Below are 18,891 nucleotides of genomic sequence, written 5' to 3'. Positions count from 1 at the left end.
GATGTGGTCGCTCAGCGCCTGGCGTCGCCGGCGCATCCTGGCCAGGCACCCGATTGCCGACGATATGTGGCAGCGGGTGCGCCATCACCTGAGCTTTCTCGACGGCATCAGCGCGGCTGAAGACCAGTGGTTGCGCGAAGCCTGCGTACTGTTTCTCGACGACAAGCACCTGACCGCCCTGCCCGGCGTCGAACTCCATCAGGAGCAGCGTTTGCTGCTCGCCGCCCAGGCGCAATTACCGTTGCTGAAGCTGGGCGATCTGAACTGGTATCAGGGTTTTCACGAAATCGTCCTCTACCCCGACGACTTCCTCAGCCCGCAGCGCCATCGCGACGCCAGTGGCGTTGAACACGAGTGGGACGGCGAACACAGCGGCGAAGCCTGGCAGCAAGGCCCCATCATCCTGGCCTGGCCCGGCGTGATGGCCAGTGGTGGCTGGGAAGGCTACAACCTGGTGATCCACGAACTCGCGCACAAGCTCGACATGCTCAACGGCGACGCCAACGGCCTGCCGCCGCTGCACGCCGACATGCGCGTCAGCGACTGGGCCAAGGTCATGCAAGAGGCCTACGACGACCTCGACGGGCAACTGGAGCGCAACCCGGACGCCGAAACCGCCATCGACCCCTACGCCGCGGAAAACCCCGCCGAGTTCTTCGCGGTCACCAGCGAATACTTCTTCAGCGCCCCGGATTTGCTGCATGAGGCTTATCCACAGGTGTATGAGCAGTTAAGGCTGTTTTACCGGCAGGATCCACTGGCGCGTCTGCGGCAACTTCTGGCCGAGAACCCTGTCTATCAGGCACACGACTAAGGTCTACACGACCTCTGATCCGTAGCGTGATCGGCGGAATATGCCTATAATCGCCGCCACTTTTTGGTCAATCCGGCCAAGTGTTTTTGGTCAACTAACGGGGGCACCGCCCAATGAGCTACAGCAAGATTCCGGCTGGCAAAGACCTGCCGAACGACATCTACGTCGCGATCGAGATTCCGGCCAACCACGCGCCGATCAAATACGAAATCGACAAAGACAGCGATTGCCTGTTCGTTGACCGTTTCATGGCCACCCCGATGTTCTACCCGGCCAACTACGGTTACATCCCGAACACCCTGGCTGACGACGGTGATCCCCTCGACGTGCTGGTCGTGACCCCTTACCCGGTTGCTCCAGGCTCCGTGATCCGCGCTCGTCCGGTCGGCATCCTGAACATGACCGACGACGGCGGCGGCGATGCCAAAGTCATCGCAGTCCCACACGACAAGCTGTCCCAGCTGTACGTCGACGTGAAGGAATACACCGACCTGCCAGCCCTGCTGATTCAGCAGATCGAGCACTTCTTCGCGAACTACAAAGATCTCGAAAAAGGCAAATGGGTGAAAATCGAAGGCTGGGCCGGTGCAGACGCCGCCCGCGAAGCGATCACCAAGTCGGTTGCTGCCTACAAAGGCTGAGACGCCACTGGCCTTGCGCCACTGACGACTTGAAAAAACCCCGGTTTATCCGGGGTTTTTTGTGCGCGCAGAAAAGCTTTTAAACGTGCCGTTTAACCATCCGGTGAATCGGTTTTTTCTTGTTTAATTTTTACTCGATACGTCTTACATCCGGTCTTAAATTTCCCTCGTATTTTGAACGCTTCGTTTATTCAAAGCCTCGCCATACGCCCGTAAACTCGTGCCCATGAAGAAAAAAAACACTAGCGGTCCACGGTTTAAAGCGCTCCTCAAAGTAGCGAACATCACGACGACCGGGTTCGCCGAATACCTCGGCACGGCGCCGCAAAACGTACACAACTGGTACACCCGCGGTGTGCCCGATCACTGCATGGAAGCCGTCGCCAGAAAACTCTCAGTCAACAGCGAGTGGCTCAAATATCTCGAAGGCCCAAAAGACGCCAAACACCTGCGTCTGGTCAGCGACACCGGCAACACCTTCGACGCCCAGGCCCTCCGCGGCATCTACACCGTCATCGAACCCACTGATGTCGAATTGCACTTTTACAAAGAAGCGCCCATCGCTCCCGGCTCCAGCAAAACCTACGTGATCGAGGACACCAGCCACCCCATCCGCCTACCCCGCAGCCACCTCGACTCCCTGGAAATCAACCACGCGGATGCCATCTGCGCCTACATGATCGGCAACAGCATGGCCGAGAAAATTGAAGACGGCTCAACCATCGCCATCGATCGTGGCCTGACCCAGATTGTCGATGGAGAAATTTATGCGATCGAACACGACGGGATGCTGCGCATCAAGTACCTGCACCGAATGCCGGGCAATGGATTGCGAATGCGCAGCCACAACAGCGCCGAGTACCCGGATGAGACTTTCAGGGCCGCGCAAATAGAAGAGCAGAACATCCGGGTGTTGGGGTGGGTGTTTTGGTGGTCGACGCTGAATAAGCGTCGCCCGCCCATTCCGTTCCTGTAACACCGCGCCGCCCCCTTCGCGAGCAAGCCCGCTCCCACAGGGATTGCGCAGTACCTGTGGGAGCGGGCTTGCCCGCGAAGGCGGTGGAACATTCACCTCAAAACCCGGATCAGCTACCCGATCCCAAGCAATTGACAGCTCTACCCCGCACACCACACTGGGAATTCCCCAAAAAAATCAGTATGCTGCGCCCCACATTTGCGCATCGACCCGCCCCGCGGCTCCGATCGCACCGACAAGGCAGATGAGTTTCTCGCCGAGTCCCACAGCCGGACGCAAGATCCGGGTGTACGTTTTGAAGGCTGGCGCGGTTTACCAAAAATGAACCAAGCCAGTCCCCGAGAAGCCGGCCACAAGCCGGCTTTTTAATGTCTTTTTGAAAGCCACCCTCATCTACTGAAAACCGCGAGAGCCTTGCTAGATCAAGGGTTTAAGCCTATTTTCGTTCCTGTGACTTCCGTTTTGATCCGAGGCGTTCCACGCGTAAGTGGGGGAACAAGTGGGGGAACAGAGGGCGAAAAAATGGGCAAACTGACCGCCAATCAAATCAAGAATTTAGTTGTGGCCGGGACGTACGAAGACGGTGATGGGCTTCGCCTTTTAGTGAAACCCTCAGGACGAAAAACCTGGGTGCTCCGCTTTCAATTGAACGGCAAACGCAGGGAGATGGGTCTGGGGAGCTACCCTCAGCTCGACCTAAAAAAAGCCCGCGCAGCCGCCTATGAAAATAAAGTCCAGATACTCAATGGCACTGATCCACTCGCGAAACGACAGGCTGAACAAGTCGCTCAGCGAGAAGCCGCACGCCGGGAACTGGCGCAGCTGATTACCTTCGAGAAGCTGGCCTCTGACTACCTAGACGCCCATGGATCAAGCTGGTCGGAGAAATGGCGCAAGGGCTGGCTGAGAAAACTCGAGCTCTATGCTTTCCCTACAATAGGGAAGCAGTCAGCTGATCAGATCGAGACCAAACATCTGATCAAGACCCTGCAGCCACTATGGTCAACCAAAACGCGGACGGCTGACGAGGTTCGTGGGCAAATCGAACAGATCCTCGATGCTGCTAGAGCGCAAGGACTTCGGACAGGCGAGAATCCGGCTCGCTGGCGCGGTCATCTGGAAAATCTGCTCAGTCGTCACGAGAAGAAAAAAGCTCGCAAACGCCAGCACCATCCTGCATTGAAATGGCAGGACCTACCGAAGCTTATGGATATATTGCACAAGGATCCCAGCCACGTTTCAGTCGCGGCTCAATTGTTGATCCTAACTGGCGCCCGTTCGCATATGGTCCGATTCGCACGCTGGGACGAATTCGACCTTGAGACTGGTCGCTGGTCTTTACCCGACGAACGAATGAAAACACGCCAGGCTTTCGCGATCCCGCTCGCACCCGAGGTCATCTCAATGTTGAAGGGTCTTCCCAAGCTCGCCCGCGAGAGCCCTTACGTGTTTCCGGGGCGCGGCCGCAGCGGCGTGATGCATGCCAACGGGATTCGTAACCTCCTGCATGGGCTCGGCTATGAAAGCATCACTCGCCACGGGTTTCGTTCGACCTTCCGCGACTGGGCAGGCGAGCAGACCAGCATTCCCAGAGAAATTTGTGAACTAGCGCTGGCTCATGATGAGCGCGGGGAGACCGAAAGCGCGTATTCCCGTTCTGACTTCTTCGATAAGCGTCGTGAGCTGATGGAGCTGTGGGCGCGGTACGCCACCTCCGAGAAGACTTAATACAGGCCAGAAGGCTCAGAGTGAGCAGGATTGTGGACTGCTGCATAACGTAGATTGGAAGAGGGTAGACAGTGCGTGACGGCAATCGTAAATGCACGTTGCGCGCGATAAACAATGCAGTCACCGAAGCATTTTGTAACAAGCCCAAGCGTCAGCCCACTTGAAAATTGGATCCAGTGCCATCAGTTCAATACTGCCCCAATTCGCGGGCATACCTCGGCGCATTGCAAATGACCACCTCAAACATGCTAATCAAGATCAAACCCAGCAATCTCTACTACACCGACTATAGCGAAACGGCTGTGAAAGGGGACGATCCAAAAAAGACTGTCGAAGATGCTGACCGTTTCAGCAGAAAAGAAAAATATGAGGTGGTCGACATGATCAACTCAATTGGCTGGAAAGATAACAACAACACGCTCAAAAGCCTCCTAATCGTGGAATGGATGATTCATGAAAAGCTTCCGGGTACAACGCAGGGACGCGCTAAAGTTCAAGCTTGGATTCATGCTAATTACGCAGCCTTGTCGAAGGACTATCCCCGTTAATACCAACATGCTGAATTCCCTCAGTTCATTTTTTGATCTGGGGGATTTAGATGGTATGGACCAACGCTTCAGCGTGACTCCGAAAAACAGCGTAAGCCGCAGAGCACCTCGACGATCCGCTTAACCTGTTCACGATCCTGGCCTTGCGGGGATGCTGTGCGGACGATTGTGCGCTGCAGTCCTAAAGCCTTGCTCAGACTCGACACCTTCACAGACTGATCACCGCGAAGCGCGGCGAGGGTTCGGTTTACGCTGGACAGCCGGTTTTGTGCGGTCGCGATGGCCAAGGAACCTTGTTCAACTTGGTTTCGGAGATGGCCGGCGTAATCCAGTAACGCCTGCCGATCAATTAACCGAGCATCGTTAAACCCCGGCCCTTCCTCCGACCGACACCAGCGTACAAACGCCTGCCAGCGATTACTGTGTGCTTTGACCGTGCCGTAATGCCCGCCGCCAAATAGATCGCGCAATGCCTGCGGCCCGGCATAGCTCAGTTGCCGACCATAGCCAAAATTGCGCCCATCCCGCCTACCTACCAATGTCATGATCAAACTCCTCTCGAAGCCAAAACTTTTAAAACTTTCCCCACGTCACCCCGCCAAAAAATGTTGAGTGTTATCAGGGATCAAGGCCCCTGCGACCTGTGGGGGTTGTCCACTAACGCGGGACTGTCGGCTCTTTACGACCGGGAGCTTGGGCATCTCATGATCTGGCCTCCTGAACACTTCCGAAGACGTGGGCGGGTGGAGGCTGCGCTGGGTGACGAGACCTGCGCCGCGAGATCCTGAGTCGGGTGAAGGCAGTGAAGCGATGACCGGGGCATGCCTGACTGTCAGTCAGGTGCAGTCCATTCCGTGGGCTGCGGCACCATCATCTGCATCGCTGTTGCTGGCGACTTCGGTGTTTGTCACGCCGATTGTCACGAGGGGGAATGCCGCAAAGCCGTGTACGAGTTGGGCTGCAGCAGCGGTAGGAGCGCCCGTCTCTTTCCGGAAGAAAGAGACGGGCGCAGGTTGGCGCAAGGAAATGGCCAAGCGAATAGATTGCTGCAGGGCAGCTATAAAAGGGTATGAGTTGCCGCAGTGGGCACTCGGGTAGAAGTAGGCATCCATCACATCGCTGTGACCGTGCGAGCTGCCGGACGCTAATCGCACTTGGGGTGAACCACCACGGTGTGGCGTAGCCTTGAAGGTTCGGGCTACCTGGGTTGCTGTCAACGACAGCGCTTTGCCCGATCTTTTCTACGCCTGTGGATAATTCGGGTCAAGGCTCGAATTTTCGAGAGTTCTGCGGCTGTGGATGAAATTATCCACCGGTGGAAATCAGTGGTTTTCCACAGACAGTTGCGTGGGCTTTAGATTTTTTAAGTGAGGTCCATCCAAGCAGGGCGGCTTTGCAGCCCCGCTTGGATGGACCCGCATGGAGGAGCGGACTGCGGTGTTCTCACAGGCTTACCCACATTTGGATGCGCCACGGCTATTTTTAGGGTGGTGATCGTCACAGGTAGATGCTGAATTAGTTAGCGAGCTACTGACCAAATCAACATTCCATACATGCGTGAAACTCGGGTACGAATACGAGGAACTAGGTTGCCTCAGCTTACTCGCTCAGAAGGCATAACCCGTGCAAGGTCGAGAATCGCCTTGGCAAAAGCCTCTCCCACACCATTTCGCGAGATTTGTACGACCTCATTCAGACCCGTGGTGCTAGACAACTTCAATTCATCGTAAAGACAAACAGGGAGTTCACGATTGTTTTTGAATCTACGATCAGGGCCGCCCTTCTTGTTAACAAATTGCCACGTCCTGTCGACTACCGTGGCATCCCTGGGAAGCGAAGCACTTTCAATAAACCGCTTCGCATTGACCTGCAACTGCAGCTCTCGATAGCTAACCGCGCCCACACTTTTCTCGTCATAAATCAATACACGATCAGGGAAGAAATGCAGCGTTTGGCGCCCAACAACCATGGAGATAGTTTCTATATTGGTTTTTACATAAGGTGGTGAAGACCGAGCAATAGTCGTTTTTTTCCGACGTACAAGATTGCTCGCACCAGCGTGATACTTACGATCATGAACGGCGCCTTCGGCCTCGATATGCCAGGCCGCATCTGCTGCCGAAACCTGCTGGCCACTGCTGTGCAGTGCTTCGTAAGCTTCTTCCATCTCGGCGTCAAAATCGTAAAACAGTACAACCGTCTTAGCCATCGTATCGCGTACTGCAGAGGCAATTGTTAGGACTGAACCGAGGATAAGCGCACCCCACATAGTCCCAATGGACCAACCATTACGCAGGCCAAGAAATACTACGAGGATTCCTAGGACACCAACCCATGGCCAAAGCCGCCATCTTGCCTGCTTCGCATTCATTTCATCGAGCAAATCACGTGAGGATGAATCCACGATTTGCGAAGCATCCGCGGACTCGATCTCGACTAAAGGGGCGTGAGTGCCCTCAGGTATTACCGTAGTTTCAACGTGAGGCAAAAAAGGCGGCTTATCGTTGGTCCTTGGTACGGTAGCCCGGTAGTACAGGCCTCCCCGCCCCATATGAACGTAATTGCCTCGAGGTCCGGTCCCGATGCGTAGGCCTTTCAATCCCACCGAAACGCCCACACCCTGCTGGGACAGATTGAAACGAAACAGCCCTACTCTGACGCTCTTACGAATATAGAATCCCATTAACATTCCTTGATACAGCTTGAACATCCACTGTTAGGCGCTGACTCACTGCTCGCCAATCACAAGCAATACATCGTCGATATACCGCCCTTCCGCACCATGGGTACCATTACGCAAATACCCAGGAATCATCTGCTGAAATTCGATACGGTCTGCAGGAAGAAACTCAAGCAATGCTTCCAACATCGCTGGCCTCAATAGCCGCTGGTTAACAGGAATCTCTGGCAAATTCGGCCGGATCACATTCTCTTCAAGCCAGACCAACTTCTCTCGCAGGCTGTAGTTACCCTCAAGGGTAATACGCTCAGCGTGCTCGCTCTGCTCATCTGCCACTTGCTGGATCGAAACCTCTTCAGATTCCGTACTCATCCCCTCGACCTCTACAGCTGGCTCGGTTCGCAACCGCGCAAGCTCCTGAAGGATGGGTTCGATTTGCACACGGGCATTACGGAACCAGTCCACCGACCAAATGCGGCGAATATTCCAGCCCAATTGCTCCAACACGCTTTGACGCAGACGATCACGGTCACGCGCTGACTTGGCCGAATGATATGCCGCACCGTCGCATTCAATCCCCATCAGGTAGCGACCGGGCTGCCCTGGATCACGTACCGCCAGATCAATGAAGAAACCAGCAACACCAACCTGGGGCTCGCATTGATAGCCATGACGAGACAGCATCTCAATGACAGCCACCTCGAAATCACTGTCGGGAGCACGTTCAGACTCTTTGATGTGCGGCATGCGACCGGACTCAGCGAAATGCAGAAAGTCACGCAGTGCCTGCACGCCTCTGCTGGAAGTACCGGTCACCACTACATCGGTCGAGCTAAACGAGGAGAACACCTGCATGCGCTTCTTGGAGCGGGTATACAGCACGTTCAAACGTCGCCATCCGCTGGCACCGTTAATCGGGCCAAAACGCTGAGGGACGGTACCGCCTACCTCCATAGGGCCGTAGGTACCGGAGATGTAAATAACATCTCGCTCATCGCCCTGGACGTTTTCCAGGTTCTTGATGAACAGTGGCTCATCCTGACTTTGATTACGGTCCAATGCGACTTGCAGTTGCGGGCTTTGTTTGGCCAGCTGTTCAAGCATCCGCTCGATCTGATCAGCCTGTTTGACGTTCATAGCCACCACGCCCAGCGACTCATCAGGGCGGTGAATTACGTGGTGCTCAATGGCCTTGGCGACAACCTCGGCCTCTTCAATGTTGCGTTGTTCGACAAAACGCCCGCGGGGCACTCTGACAAACTTGACGCCGAACTCTGCGGACTCACGGTGCGGTGATGGGTACACCACCAGATTGCTTTCATAGAACGCTTTGTTGGAGAAGGCAATCAGGCTCTCGTGACGGGAACGGTAGTGCCAACGCAGACGTCGCAGTTTGAACAGCGGCATGGCGGCTTCCAAAATGCTTTCCGAGTCCTCGGCCAATGAAACATCAGCTTCATCGGTATCCGAATCGCCACCATTGCGGGAAAAGAAGTTCGTCGGCGGCAGCTGTTTCGGGTCACCCACGACCACTAGCTGTTTACCCCGTGCGATGCTACCCAATGCTTCTTCCGGGCGCATTTGGGATGCTTCATCCATTACGACCAAATCGAACTCGACGTGCCCTGCCGGCAAGTATTGAGCGACAGCCATTGGCGACATCATGAAGCAGGGTTTGAGGCCTTGCAGCGCTTCAGCTGCACGGTTCATCAGGCTACGGATCGGGACATGCCGTGTCTTTTTCTCAGCCTCGCGCTGCAGCAAGGCCAATTGCGTAAAGTCTCTGACCGCACCTTGACTATTTCCGACAGGAATTTTGTTCTGACTGATACGTGACGAAACTTGTTCACGTTGAAGATGCTTGAGCTGCTCATCGATATCAGCGAACCGAGCGCGAATGGCCTCCTGCTCTTTGCCCGAAAACTGCCCCAGCGCAGGATCAAACTCAAGGATTTGCACGGCCCAGCTGTCAAGAAGCCCGAGCAGACAGGCATCGATGCAGCGCTCAGAAACCAGGTTCTGCGTTTCGATTGCTTCGACGACAGTCTCGAACCCCAGCTCAACCAAGTGCGAACGCAAACGGCGGTACTCGAACCAATGGTCGAGCAGATCGGGGTTCTGAGCGGCCCAGGCCAGACGACTGGCCATGGGCTCAAAATCTGCTTTCTCAATTGACTGCCACCACTGACCGGTAATAACCGCAGCACCTTGGAAAAACGCTTCCAATGACTGCTCCCAGGCCTTTACAGCAAGCGCGAGCGACGCACCTTGTTGATGCCAATGAAGAATTAGTGCCTCGGCTTCTTTGGGCGTGCACGCGGTCAACTGCGGAATGAGAATATCCCGAATCGGCAACGCCAAAATGGGCTGAACGAAGGCAACGGTATGCCGCCAAGTCGTCAAGCGAGGTCGGGCAGCTGAAAGATTGTCTATCCGAGGAAGCTCTTCACCCAGCAAACAGGTTTGTAGCACCGAGTCGCTTTGCAGTGCTGCCGAGCGGGCCTGCCAACTTTCCACCGCCTGAATCAGCTGCAGCAATTGCCCCATCGTGGGCTTCTCTTCGCTGATTACGGGTAACAAAGAACGTAGCGCGGTTCCGATGTCGTTGATAAGGCGAGCATACAGGCCCTCTGGGGCGAGCAAATCTTCCGAACGCAAATCATGACTGTCAAAAGGCAACAGTTCTTCCAGGTCCAGTCGATGCTCCAGAACATCCAACAGATAGGGCTCGAGCTCTGCGCTATCGCTCGAAATGCCGGCCAGTAGCGCCCCATCTACCTTAAGCAGGTACTCCGCAACCCATACTTTTGCACCGAATCCACGTCCGCATTCTGTACGCAGGAACTTGTACCAACCCCGCAAGCGCTTGAGTGCGTCGATCGGAGTATCAAGCCCTTGGAAGTGCTCACCCAGCTTTTCGGTGAGCACTTTGCTTTCATTGAGTTGACTGTGTTTTTTAAGATAAGCGATGACATCTGGCAAGACCACCAGAAGCTGGTTCAACTTGAGCCCTGGTCGCGCCATAGCCAAGATCTCGGCTTTAGCAGAACGCCATTGCCCCTTGAACCAGCGAAATAGTGATTTATCTGCCAGAACCCGATTCAAGTCTTCGAGTCGTGTATGACCAGGCAATCGATCCAGAGTGAAATGGTGCGCAGCCTGCTCCTGCAACTGCCTGATGACCGGAATGTCGTTGTCCAACTCTACGAGCAATCCGTCCAAGGTCTCGTCTTCGAAGCGTTTATGGCGAAGAAATGCCAAATCCTCAGGCATCGCCGCGAGCATTTGCAGAAAGAGCACCACTTGCTCAATACCGATAAAATCGCTTCGCAAGCCTTGAACCGCAGCCCCTTCCGCTAACAGCCGAATTAGCATTTGAACGCGTGGGGCCAGTTCCAGTAACTCCTCAGCCTCTTCGATCACATCCAGCAAGGCATTGAGGGATAGGGCCTCATCGCCGTTATGCAGACGTATGGCCGCGCAGGCTTTTTTGATAGAGGCTATCGCTTGCCCAGAGCCAATAACATCCGCGCGCAACGATCGAGCTAGTACGCCTTGCTCGTCCAACAAGGAGTCCATACCTTGCAGCCACAGTTTCAGTGCCTCACAGGACTCGATATCCAGTCGTCCCAACAGATCCCAGTCCTCATCACCTTTAGGTAATGCCAGTACCGGAATTGAAGCTGCTAAGCCTCGCAGCTGATCTGGGCTGTAGGTTTCCAGAACAGATACCTGCAGCTGTTCTGCTAATTGAGGACGAAGAGCAGCGAGACGATTCAGCGCCTGCTGAGCCAGAGAGAGATTTTCTAGAAGTGCGGAGCGCTCAGCACCAGTCACGCGAGTTTTTGTGCTACCAAACCACGGATGCGTTTCAAGTTTGCCAGTGTGACCAGCTTCCTCAGCCGTCTTGCGATAGATGTGTGCATAAAAGCCGGCCTGCTCCTGCAAATGCGTTTTATCGATTCGCGCCTCCGACTGCGGATGCAGATCGGCAGGTTTAATCGACAATGCCTCACGCAAACGGGTTGCCTGCATTAGCACCTCGTGAACACTCATCCCCGACTCTTCGAACTGGGCATGCAAGTGATGCACGTGCTTGTTGAGTTGCTGCTTCAATCGCTCATAGTTGGCAATCAGATCCGTCAGCTGCTTGGGCGAGCGAAAGCCACCGCTGTTCTGAATCCGCTGCCGGATGCTGTCGATAACAGCGCTCTTTTGACTCTTATGGCTATGCAACTCCAGACAAAAATCGCCCAAACCTGCTCTTGTCAGTCGAGTCTTGACCACCTCAAGCGCTGCGCGCTTCTCCGCAACGAACAACACTTTTTTGCCTTGGGCCAGCGCCGCAGCAATCATGTTGGTGATGGTCTGAGACTTACCGGTACCGGGCGGCCCCTCGATCACAAGGTCATCCCCGCGAATCACGTCTATCAATGCGCTGTGCTGAGAACTGTCAGCGTCATCTATTAGAGGAAACTGCAGGTGAACCTGATCAATGTCGTCGATTGAATGCTCGACACAAAATGCGCCTTGTTTTCCTGACGAATCGGCCGGCAAACCGTCCATTCCCGTAAGCCGTTTAACCAGACCATGATCCAGCAATGATTGGTCTTTCCAACGGCCTGGATCAAGGTCGAGATACATCATCAACTTGCCAAACTCGAACAAGCCAAGCGATGCGTAACGATGAACCTTCCAGTCAGGTTTAACCTTCAGCACCGTTTCAACAATGCGCTCGAAGTATTCCTCGGGCGTGCTGTCGTCGGTTATCCGCGGTAACGCGATACCAAAATCGACGCGAAGCTTTTCCCGTAATGAAAGGTTGGTAAGAATGTCTTCGCCAGTAGGATGTACGCGGTATTCGAACGTCGCGGTTTGAGGATTGAGCTTGCCTTTCTCCAGATTCACTGGCACCAGCATCAGCGGCGCTAGGCGGGTGCTGTCTTTACCTGCGACTGAGTCATCCCACTCCAGGAACCCGAGCGCAAGATAAAGAATGTTCGCACCCGTTTCCTCGAGAGCCGATCGCGACTGGGTATACAGAATCTGTAGCCGCGACTCCATCTCCACGGGGTAATAGAGCGTCTGAATCGCGTCGTCAGAATGCTTACCTGTTTGCCCGCTTTCAGGGGGCAGTGGTAGCTCATAGCTGGTCGCTATACCAAGGATCTGCGCCCAGACTTCTGCCGTAGGCTGTTTCTTTAACTCAACAACTGCGCCTGTCTTTTCGTCCAGCTTCAAAAAGCCGTGGGTAAGTAGCTGCCTTTCCGTTGGTTCAGGAACAGCAGCAAATCGCATGGATTTTTCATCTGCCAAGGTATCGAACAGGTGATCCGGCAACTCATCAATAATCCGTACGAAACGTTTGGAGCGCGCATGTGAAAAGTTCAGCAGCCGATTGCGGGCGCTGAGGTCGAGAAGCCTGCTTCTCAGCTTCTCTAGGCTTTCCGGTATCTCGCTTGGGGGGGTATCAAGGTCATCCCAATCGGTAAGAGGCGCTGGATCAATGGACTTTGAACGTCCCTTGGACTCGGTATCGAACCGATAAACCGACCCTCCCCGGCCGCCGCCTTTATTGAGCAGTCCCTGGGTAATGAGCTCGTCGCGCAGGCTCCAGTACTCTTCCTCAGAGACGGCAAAATTCTGAAGCTCAGCTCGCCGATCGATCCGGTCCCTGAGTGACTTGTTGCCAACGGCCGTCCCGTCTGCGGGGACCAGTTCCAGTATCCATTGCAGAACAAGTTCATACCGCTGGATAGCCAATGCTTCAGGGCCTGAGTTCACGTCGATCACCGCTAATTTTTTGGGGCAACTGCCTAATGAGTTTTTTCTGGGCACGGTAAACCGATGCTCAGCTTCGGCTGGCCGCGATAACAAGAGAGGCTTTGTAGGGGCGCTGCCGATTTTTCGGTGCGCTCGAGATGCCATCCTTGGGAAACAGCGGTCTGCCTGGAGTTTGATGGATGTCACAATATCCAGCACTCGGAGCAAGGTAAAGGCAAAGTGCCTTGACGCCGAACAAATCCCCATTTCCTCGACGATTGGTCAGTAAATCCCCCTACACTTATTAGAAAGCTTGGTTTCAGGTCGTCTTCTACCCTCTAAAAAACTGATCGTTCAGCTCCCCCAGAGGTGGCGCCTGTTTAACCACGCAAATATGTTGGACGGACGCTTACGGATTGAGCCCTTTGAAGGCGCACGTCATCGACAAAGGGATGCTAATGCGCCACGGTTTTGCGACGTGGGCATCTACCGATGGGAAATCAAGATTTGTCGGACTCAGTGATCACGTGACACACATGAAACTGAATTGCAATTCGCCATCACGGCCATCAGAATCTGATCCACCGCAAGATATTGGCATTGACGCTTCAGTAGAGATCCAAGATGGCACGGAACGCTGTTAACTCGATCACCGTCAGGCTACTCAAGCCTACAAAAATACCGGCAGATGCAATCAGCGCCACCTATGGGCCAGGTGGCGCGCGAGCGCTGAAAGATCAGGACTGGGATGGCGACGGTGAAGGCATCGTCTACTATGGCCAAGTCTACGACACTGTACCTGAGTGGCTGAGCCTCCTTCAGGGCTTTGTCAGCGATCCTTTCGACGCGCTGCATTCGAGTGGTTCAGCGGCGATTTTGTTCTTGAGCGTTAATCAGAGGTGGATGGCGCTGTGCTTTGGATATGCACATATCGCGCTGAACGAGGATGCTTTCGTGCATCAATTCGGGCTGAAGGTTGCCTTAAATACTGTAAGACGAGGGAGTCTTCTGAGTCTCGACCTCGCGACTCCGGATGCGGTCACGTTTCAGCGGCGGGTTCAAGCCAGTAAACTTTCCGACTTTAGCCAATTCGGGGTAGACACCCTGCGAGATCTCGCAAGGGTTGCAGGAGGCAAACCCGAAGACGACGCTTTCGCCAAATTCGTTGCAGGAAAAGATGCCCTCAGCTTGGACACTCCCCTCACGCCGTCGCAGTTCCACAGCAAGTGCGTCGAGATCCTGAATGCCTTCAAATCGAAGGCATATAAGAAAGACTATGCTTGGTTTGACAACGTCAAAGTTGAGACTAACCCATCTCGCCTTAGACGCTTGGACAGACTTCTCTTCCAGGAAATTCAAGCCATCCGGAGCGGCTCAATCAGCCTACTGCATATGTCCCCTCCGGAGATCCAAAACTACGTTGAGGGGGCCGCCCTCCAATATTCGGGCTTCAACAGCCGCAAGCCTGAATTCACTAAGCTTTCGATCGAGGATTACGCCGCCGAGCTTAATCGACTGGGTTGCACACACACGATTCAGGAGATAAAAACTTCTCACAAAATCCGCACTGAAAACCTGAAGACCGGAGCTATTGAGCCCGGATGGAAGGTTTATGATTGCCTCAATTGGGAGGCAACCCTGCCAACACCAACGCCTACAAACTACGTATTGTTCGCAGGCAAATGGTACAAAATTTCAAAAAAATTCAAGGACAGGGTCGATGAGCACTTTGACAGTATTGAGGACATCGTAGTCATCGGGCCGACCCACTGCCTGAACGAAGAAGAGCTAATCGAAGACCTGTTAAAAAATCGGTCAGATCTGATCAAGCTTGATCGTACAAAAATCAATCCGGAAGGCGTTGTCGCCGCCAACCTGGAGCCCTGCGACTTCTATTCAAACGATAAACACTTCATTCATCTTAAAGATGGGGAGTCATCTGGGCCGATCAGTCACTTGTGGATGCAGGGTGTCGTCAGCGCCGAGGCTTTTGTTGCCGACAGCGAGTTTCGCCGAAAGCTAAAGGATACGGTCGCGGCGACGAAAGGCGGATCTGCCTTCGTCGGAACCCTGCCGGACGGGCGCAAGCGAGAGGTGGATCGGGGCGAGTACACCGTTGTTTATGGGATCATGCGTCACAGGTATGTTGACGGTACTATCGGCATTCCGTTTTTCAGTAAGGTCAGTTTGATGGCCGCCTGCGATAGGCTTAGACGCACTGGAATGAACGTCCGTAAGGAAATCATCGAGAAATTGACGCCCAAGCCTCCGATGAAAAAGGCCAAGTCAAAACGGCCTACGATCAAGGCCAAAAAGCCGACCTCCAGCTCCAATAAGGTCCCTGTTGCACCTTAACCCCTTCAATTCGGCATTTCCTTCACCTAAACGGATGATGATCTCCCAGCCAAATACTGGTGCACAGATAATCAACCTGCACCCATAATTGATAAACGTAGCCTGCACAAACGCCCAACGAGGACGCTACGGGTTTTGTGACAAAAAAGCCGGTCAAATGCCGTGCAAAAACCACAAAAAAGTGGGGGAACAAATGGGGGATCAGAGCGCTTTCCAAAACACCTAAATCATTGTTTTTCAAAAACATAGATCGATTAAAAGCTAACCACAAGCCGGCTTTTTAATGCCTGCTGGAAGTCACTCGCACTTCTTAATCTCTCTGCTTTTGCCAGCCTTTTTTCCGCTCATTGAGCAATAACGGCCTAAAAGTAAGCAGCTTCGCTTTCTTTTGAAGGAAAGATCCTTGGAAGCCCAACCTGCTTGTGCCTGACAAATGGGCTGACTAATCTTCGACCGTCACTACTGACCTCTAAACCGACATAGCGGCACACGCGGCGAAGGCCGCTCCGAAAAATTACCAGGGACAAAAGCATGAGCGACACCCCTGTCAGCCTGAGCACGCCACCCGAAGGTTATGGCGATTGGCTGGCCGACCTCAAAGTCCGAATCCATTACGCCCAACAGCGCGCCACTCTAGCGGTGAACCGCGAACTGGTGCTGCTCTACTGGCAGCTCGGTCACGAAATTTTGTCCCGACAAGCACAGCAGGGTTGGGGGGCCAAGGTGATCGACCAACTGGCTCAGGATTTGCGCGCAGCCTTTCCTGATATGAAGGGGTTTTCTCCACGCAACCTCAAATACATGCGCGCCTTTGCAGAAGCGTGGCCGGACGAAAAATTTGTGCAAGAGGTGCTTGCACAATTGCCTTGGTATCACCAGTTAGCGCTGCTGGAAAAACTGTCTAGCCAGGAAAGCCGCTACTGGTATGCCGTGCAGGCCATCGAACACAACTGGTCGCGCAATATTCTGGTGATGCAGATCGAGACGTGTCTGCTGGAGCGCAGCGGCAAGGCAGTCAGTAATTTCGAGTGCCAGTTGCCCAAACCGCAATCCGACCTTGCGCGCGAATCACTGAAAGACCCTTACCGTTTCGATTTCCTCGGCCTGACTCTTGATGCCCAAGAGCGCGAGATCGAAAACGCTCTGGTTAAGCATGTCACCGACTTCTTGCTGGAACTGGGTGCAGGCTTTGCCTTCGTCGGCAAGCAAGTGCTGCTGGATGTAGGTGGTGACGAATTTTTCGTCGACTTGCTGTTTTATCACCTCAAGCTACGTTGCTATGTCGTCATTGAACTCAAGGCTGGCAAGTTCAAGCCCGAACATCTGGGTCAGCTTGGTTTTTACCTCACCGCAGTGGATGCTCAACTCAAGCACCCGCAGGACGGCCCAACCATCGGCCTTCTACTATGCAAGAGCAAGAATAAAGTAGTGGCCGAATACGCCCTGCGTGATAACGCCCGTCCCATCGGCGTGGCCGAGTACCTGTTAGTGGAGTCCTTGCCAGCAGAGTTGCGAACCAGCCTGCCCAGCATTGAACAAATTGAGCGCGTACTTGCAACTGAAGGCTCATCCTTCGAGGACGATGCGCAATGAGGGAACAAACACTGCGAATGCGGTGTTTGAGCCTCACGGATAACTAAACCCCTTAACCAACGTCAACTCCCCCACCGCCCGCATCGGCACCAGAAAAATCTCCATCTTCTCGTTCGGCGTCCCTTCCTCCGTAATCACCGTCACCTGAGCCGTCGTCAGCGGCTGAACCGCATCCTCCTGCCCGTCTTCATCACTCCGATACCCGCCCCCGAAGTAGTTCACGTAAACGAGATACTGCCCTTTGATCGGCGCCGGCATGGCGAAGATTTCCGGCCCATACCCCGTCGTCACGTCCACATCCAGAGCCGCGCCATTGGGCGCAACACGATCGCCATACCAGACATGCGCGCCATCGGGGGTGATGAGGTGCAAGTCCAGATCCGTACCGTCGCTGTCCCAGGCCAGCAACACCCGCAATTTCGCCGGTGTCGCACCGCCGCTGGCGTTGAGGAACTGTGTGCGATGGCGTTGCTGGCCATCGGGGCTGCGGACTTCGACGCTGTTGCTGCCGTTGGGGAAGGAGAACGGTCGGTCAAAGCGGCCAGCGGGATCGATCTTCAGCGGCATGCTGACGCCGTTGACGATCAACCGGCCCGGTTCAGTGGACTTGGGGGTGGCTTTGATCTGGCCGGTGATGCGTGCGGTGTTGGCCTGTCCTACCGGCGTGTTCACCGAGGAGGCCGGGTAGTTGACGGTCTGGCGGAAGTTTTCGCCTTCGCCCTCGGCCGCGCCCGTGCGCCAGCCGCCGACGGGGGTGTCGAGTTTGACGGCGCTTTCAGCCGCAAAAACCGTCGGCAATACGCAAACAGAACAAAGGAACAGGAAGACCTGTGGATAACGGAGTTTCATGGCCTATTCCAGCAAGAGGTGGCGGGCGAGCCCTTCGATGTAGGTTTCATCCTGGCCGTTGGGGTGTGCTTCGAAGGCCAGGTGCAGGTATTCGTGGGTCAGGTCGAGGCGGTCTTGCAGCGACAGCACGCCGCGCACGTAAATGCGCTGACGCTCGCGGTCCACAAAAGGGCGGCCGAAGGCCAGGCGGCAGACGGCGAAGGTGCTGACTTCGTTGTAGCCGGTTTCGTTTTCGAGGCGTTGGCGCCAGCCGCGTCGTTGGGTTTGCAGCCAGTCTTGGGCGGCGGGCAGTGCTTCGCAGGAGGCGACGGGGTTGTCCCAGCGGCTGAGGCTCGCGCGCGGGTAGGCGTGCAGCAGGATGGCGTCGTAGCGCTGGCCGGCGTTGGCTTGTTCGACGGCGTGTTGCCAGGAGAGTTTGTCCGGGCCGGGTTGATCGGAGTGATAGGTGACGGTGCTGCCGGCGAGTACCAGGTCGCTGGTCCATGCGGCGATGTTGCGTGATTCGGCGGTGGCCGGGCGTGGGGCGACGCGTTGGCGGCTGCTGCTGTCGTCGATGCTCAGGCAGTCGCCGTTGCGGGTGGCGTTTTGCAGCAGGTAGGTGCGGATGGCGATGGCCAACGCTTTGGCGGCTTCAGCAGGTTCGGGTTTGGCTTCTCGTTGCAGGACGCGAGAGACATATTCTTCGCGGTCCAGACGGGCGATCAATTTATCGCCCACCAAAAACAGTTCGCCATCACTGTGGATGTCGAGTTGGTTGCCGTTCAAGAATTCGACGCGAAAATCACCCTGCAACGGACCGGACGCAACCACGCGCCCCCCTGCAAGAACCCGCCCGATCGGATAACGAGAAAACAGACCGACTTCGACGCAGCGCCCCACATCCAGAGGCCATTCAACCGGCAGCACCGAAGCCAACGCCTCACCATAATTGCGCAGCACCATTT

At 54.9% G+C, this 18,891-nt stretch carries 11 protein-coding genes and 1 pseudogene; 7 read left to right on the top strand and 5 right to left on the bottom strand.

The window, feature by feature from the left end; genetic code table 11:
• Nucleotide 1: 1 nt before the first annotated feature.
• The 5 genes from KGB27_RS23310 to KGB27_RS23290 all read left to right on the top strand — a co-directional run bounded on the left by KGB27_RS23310 (nt 2) and on the right by KGB27_RS23290 (nt 4,707).
• Nucleotides 2–814: a zinc-dependent peptidase gene (locus tag KGB27_RS23310; protein WP_223453268.1), complete on the top strand. Its 813-nt coding sequence runs from the start codon at nt 2–4 to the stop codon at nt 812–814.
• 113 nt (nt 815–927) lie between these two features.
• Nucleotides 928–1,455, top strand: coding sequence for an inorganic diphosphatase (gene ppa, locus KGB27_RS23305; protein WP_007990564.1), 528 nt, complete (start codon nt 928–930; stop codon nt 1,453–1,455).
• 226 nt (nt 1,456–1,681) lie between these two features.
• Complete coding sequence (locus KGB27_RS23300; RefSeq protein ID WP_223556501.1) at nt 1,682–2,431, top strand: S24 family peptidase; 750 nt, start codon at nt 1,682–1,684, stop codon at nt 2,429–2,431.
• A gap of 522 nt (nt 2,432–2,953) precedes the next feature.
• Nucleotides 2,954–4,159 carry a tyrosine-type recombinase/integrase gene (locus KGB27_RS23295; RefSeq protein WP_223449087.1) on the top strand — a complete coding sequence of 402 codons (1,206 nt, stop codon included), beginning with the start codon at nt 2,954–2,956 and terminating at the stop codon, nt 4,157–4,159.
• Between the two features lie 230 nt (nt 4,160–4,389).
• On the top strand, nt 4,390–4,707 hold the full coding sequence (locus tag KGB27_RS23290; RefSeq protein WP_223556499.1) for a hypothetical protein: 318 nt from the start codon (nt 4,390–4,392) through the stop codon (nt 4,705–4,707).
• 98 nt (nt 4,708–4,805) lie between these two features.
• Here KGB27_RS23290 and KGB27_RS23285 read toward each other — a convergent pair.
• From KGB27_RS23285 to hhe, 3 genes and pseudogenes are all read right to left on the bottom strand, one after another.
• Nucleotides 4,806–5,252, bottom strand: a pseudogene (locus KGB27_RS23285) (integrase); the annotation flags it as partial.
• A 1,049-nt stretch (nt 5,253–6,301) separates the two neighbouring features.
• Nucleotides 6,302–7,390, bottom strand: a complete 1,089-nt coding sequence (locus tag KGB27_RS23280; RefSeq protein ID WP_077431196.1) for a DUF4236 domain-containing protein — start codon at nt 7,388–7,390, stop codon at nt 6,302–6,304.
• Between the two features lie 45 nt (nt 7,391–7,435).
• Nucleotides 7,436–13,180: a DUF4011 domain-containing anti-phage protein Hhe gene (gene hhe / locus KGB27_RS23275; RefSeq protein ID WP_223556497.1), complete on the bottom strand. Its 5,745-nt coding sequence runs from the start codon at nt 13,178–13,180 to the stop codon at nt 7,436–7,438.
• A gap of 594 nt (nt 13,181–13,774) precedes the next feature.
• Between hhe and KGB27_RS23270 the strand changes: the two genes are divergently transcribed.
• Together KGB27_RS23270 and KGB27_RS23265 are read left to right on the top strand one after the other, a co-directional pair.
• Entirely contained in the window at nt 13,775–15,505 is a 1,731-nt protein-coding gene (locus tag KGB27_RS23270) for a DUF6119 family protein (protein WP_223556495.1), read from the top strand.
• A gap of 531 nt (nt 15,506–16,036) precedes the next feature.
• Entirely contained in the window at nt 16,037–17,098 is a 1,062-nt protein-coding gene (locus KGB27_RS23265; protein ID WP_223434710.1) for a YhcG family protein, read from the top strand.
• A gap of 33 nt (nt 17,099–17,131) precedes the next feature.
• On the opposite strand, the gene KGB27_RS23260 is transcribed toward KGB27_RS23265, so the two are convergent.
• Nucleotides 17,132–17,947: a YfaP family protein gene (locus KGB27_RS23260; protein ID WP_223556493.1), complete on the bottom strand. Its 816-nt coding sequence runs from the start codon at nt 17,945–17,947 to the stop codon at nt 17,132–17,134.
• 3 nt (nt 17,948–17,950) lie between these two features.
• The coding region (locus KGB27_RS23255; protein ID WP_223556492.1) for a DUF2300 domain-containing protein at nt 17,951–18,891 on the bottom strand (941 nt) is incomplete at its 5' end.

The organism is Pseudomonas sp. BF-R-01 (genome assembly GCF_019946615.1).
Classification (GTDB): Bacteria; Pseudomonadota; Gammaproteobacteria; order Pseudomonadales; family Pseudomonadaceae; genus Aquipseudomonas; species Aquipseudomonas migulae.
This window is presented reverse-complemented; position numbering and strand designations above follow the sequence as displayed.

Bases quoted from the DNA above. Each gene is read 5' to 3' on its own strand.
- KGB27_RS23310 (WP_223453268.1), top strand. From the start codon at position 2: ATGTGGTCGCTCAGCGCCTGGCGTCGCCGGCGCATCCTGGCCAGGCAC.
- ppa (WP_007990564.1), top strand. From the start codon at position 928: ATGAGCTACAGCAAGATTCCGGCTGGCAAAGACCTGCCGAACGACATC.
- KGB27_RS23300 (WP_223556501.1), top strand. From the start codon at position 1,682: ATGAAGAAAAAAAACACTAGCGGTCCACGGTTTAAAGCGCTCCTCAAA.
- KGB27_RS23295 (WP_223449087.1), top strand. From the start codon at position 2,954: ATGGGCAAACTGACCGCCAATCAAATCAAGAATTTAGTTGTGGCCGGG.
- KGB27_RS23290 (WP_223556499.1), top strand. From the start codon at position 4,390: ATGACCACCTCAAACATGCTAATCAAGATCAAACCCAGCAATCTCTAC.
- KGB27_RS23280 (WP_077431196.1), bottom strand. From the start codon at position 7,390: ATGGGATTCTATATTCGTAAGAGCGTCAGAGTAGGGCTGTTTCGTTTC.
- KGB27_RS23270 (WP_223556495.1), top strand. From the start codon at position 13,775: ATGGCACGGAACGCTGTTAACTCGATCACCGTCAGGCTACTCAAGCCT.
- KGB27_RS23265 (WP_223434710.1), top strand. From the start codon at position 16,037: ATGAGCGACACCCCTGTCAGCCTGAGCACGCCACCCGAAGGTTATGGC.
- KGB27_RS23260 (WP_223556493.1), bottom strand. From the start codon at position 17,947: ATGAAACTCCGTTATCCACAGGTCTTCCTGTTCCTTTGTTCTGTTTGC.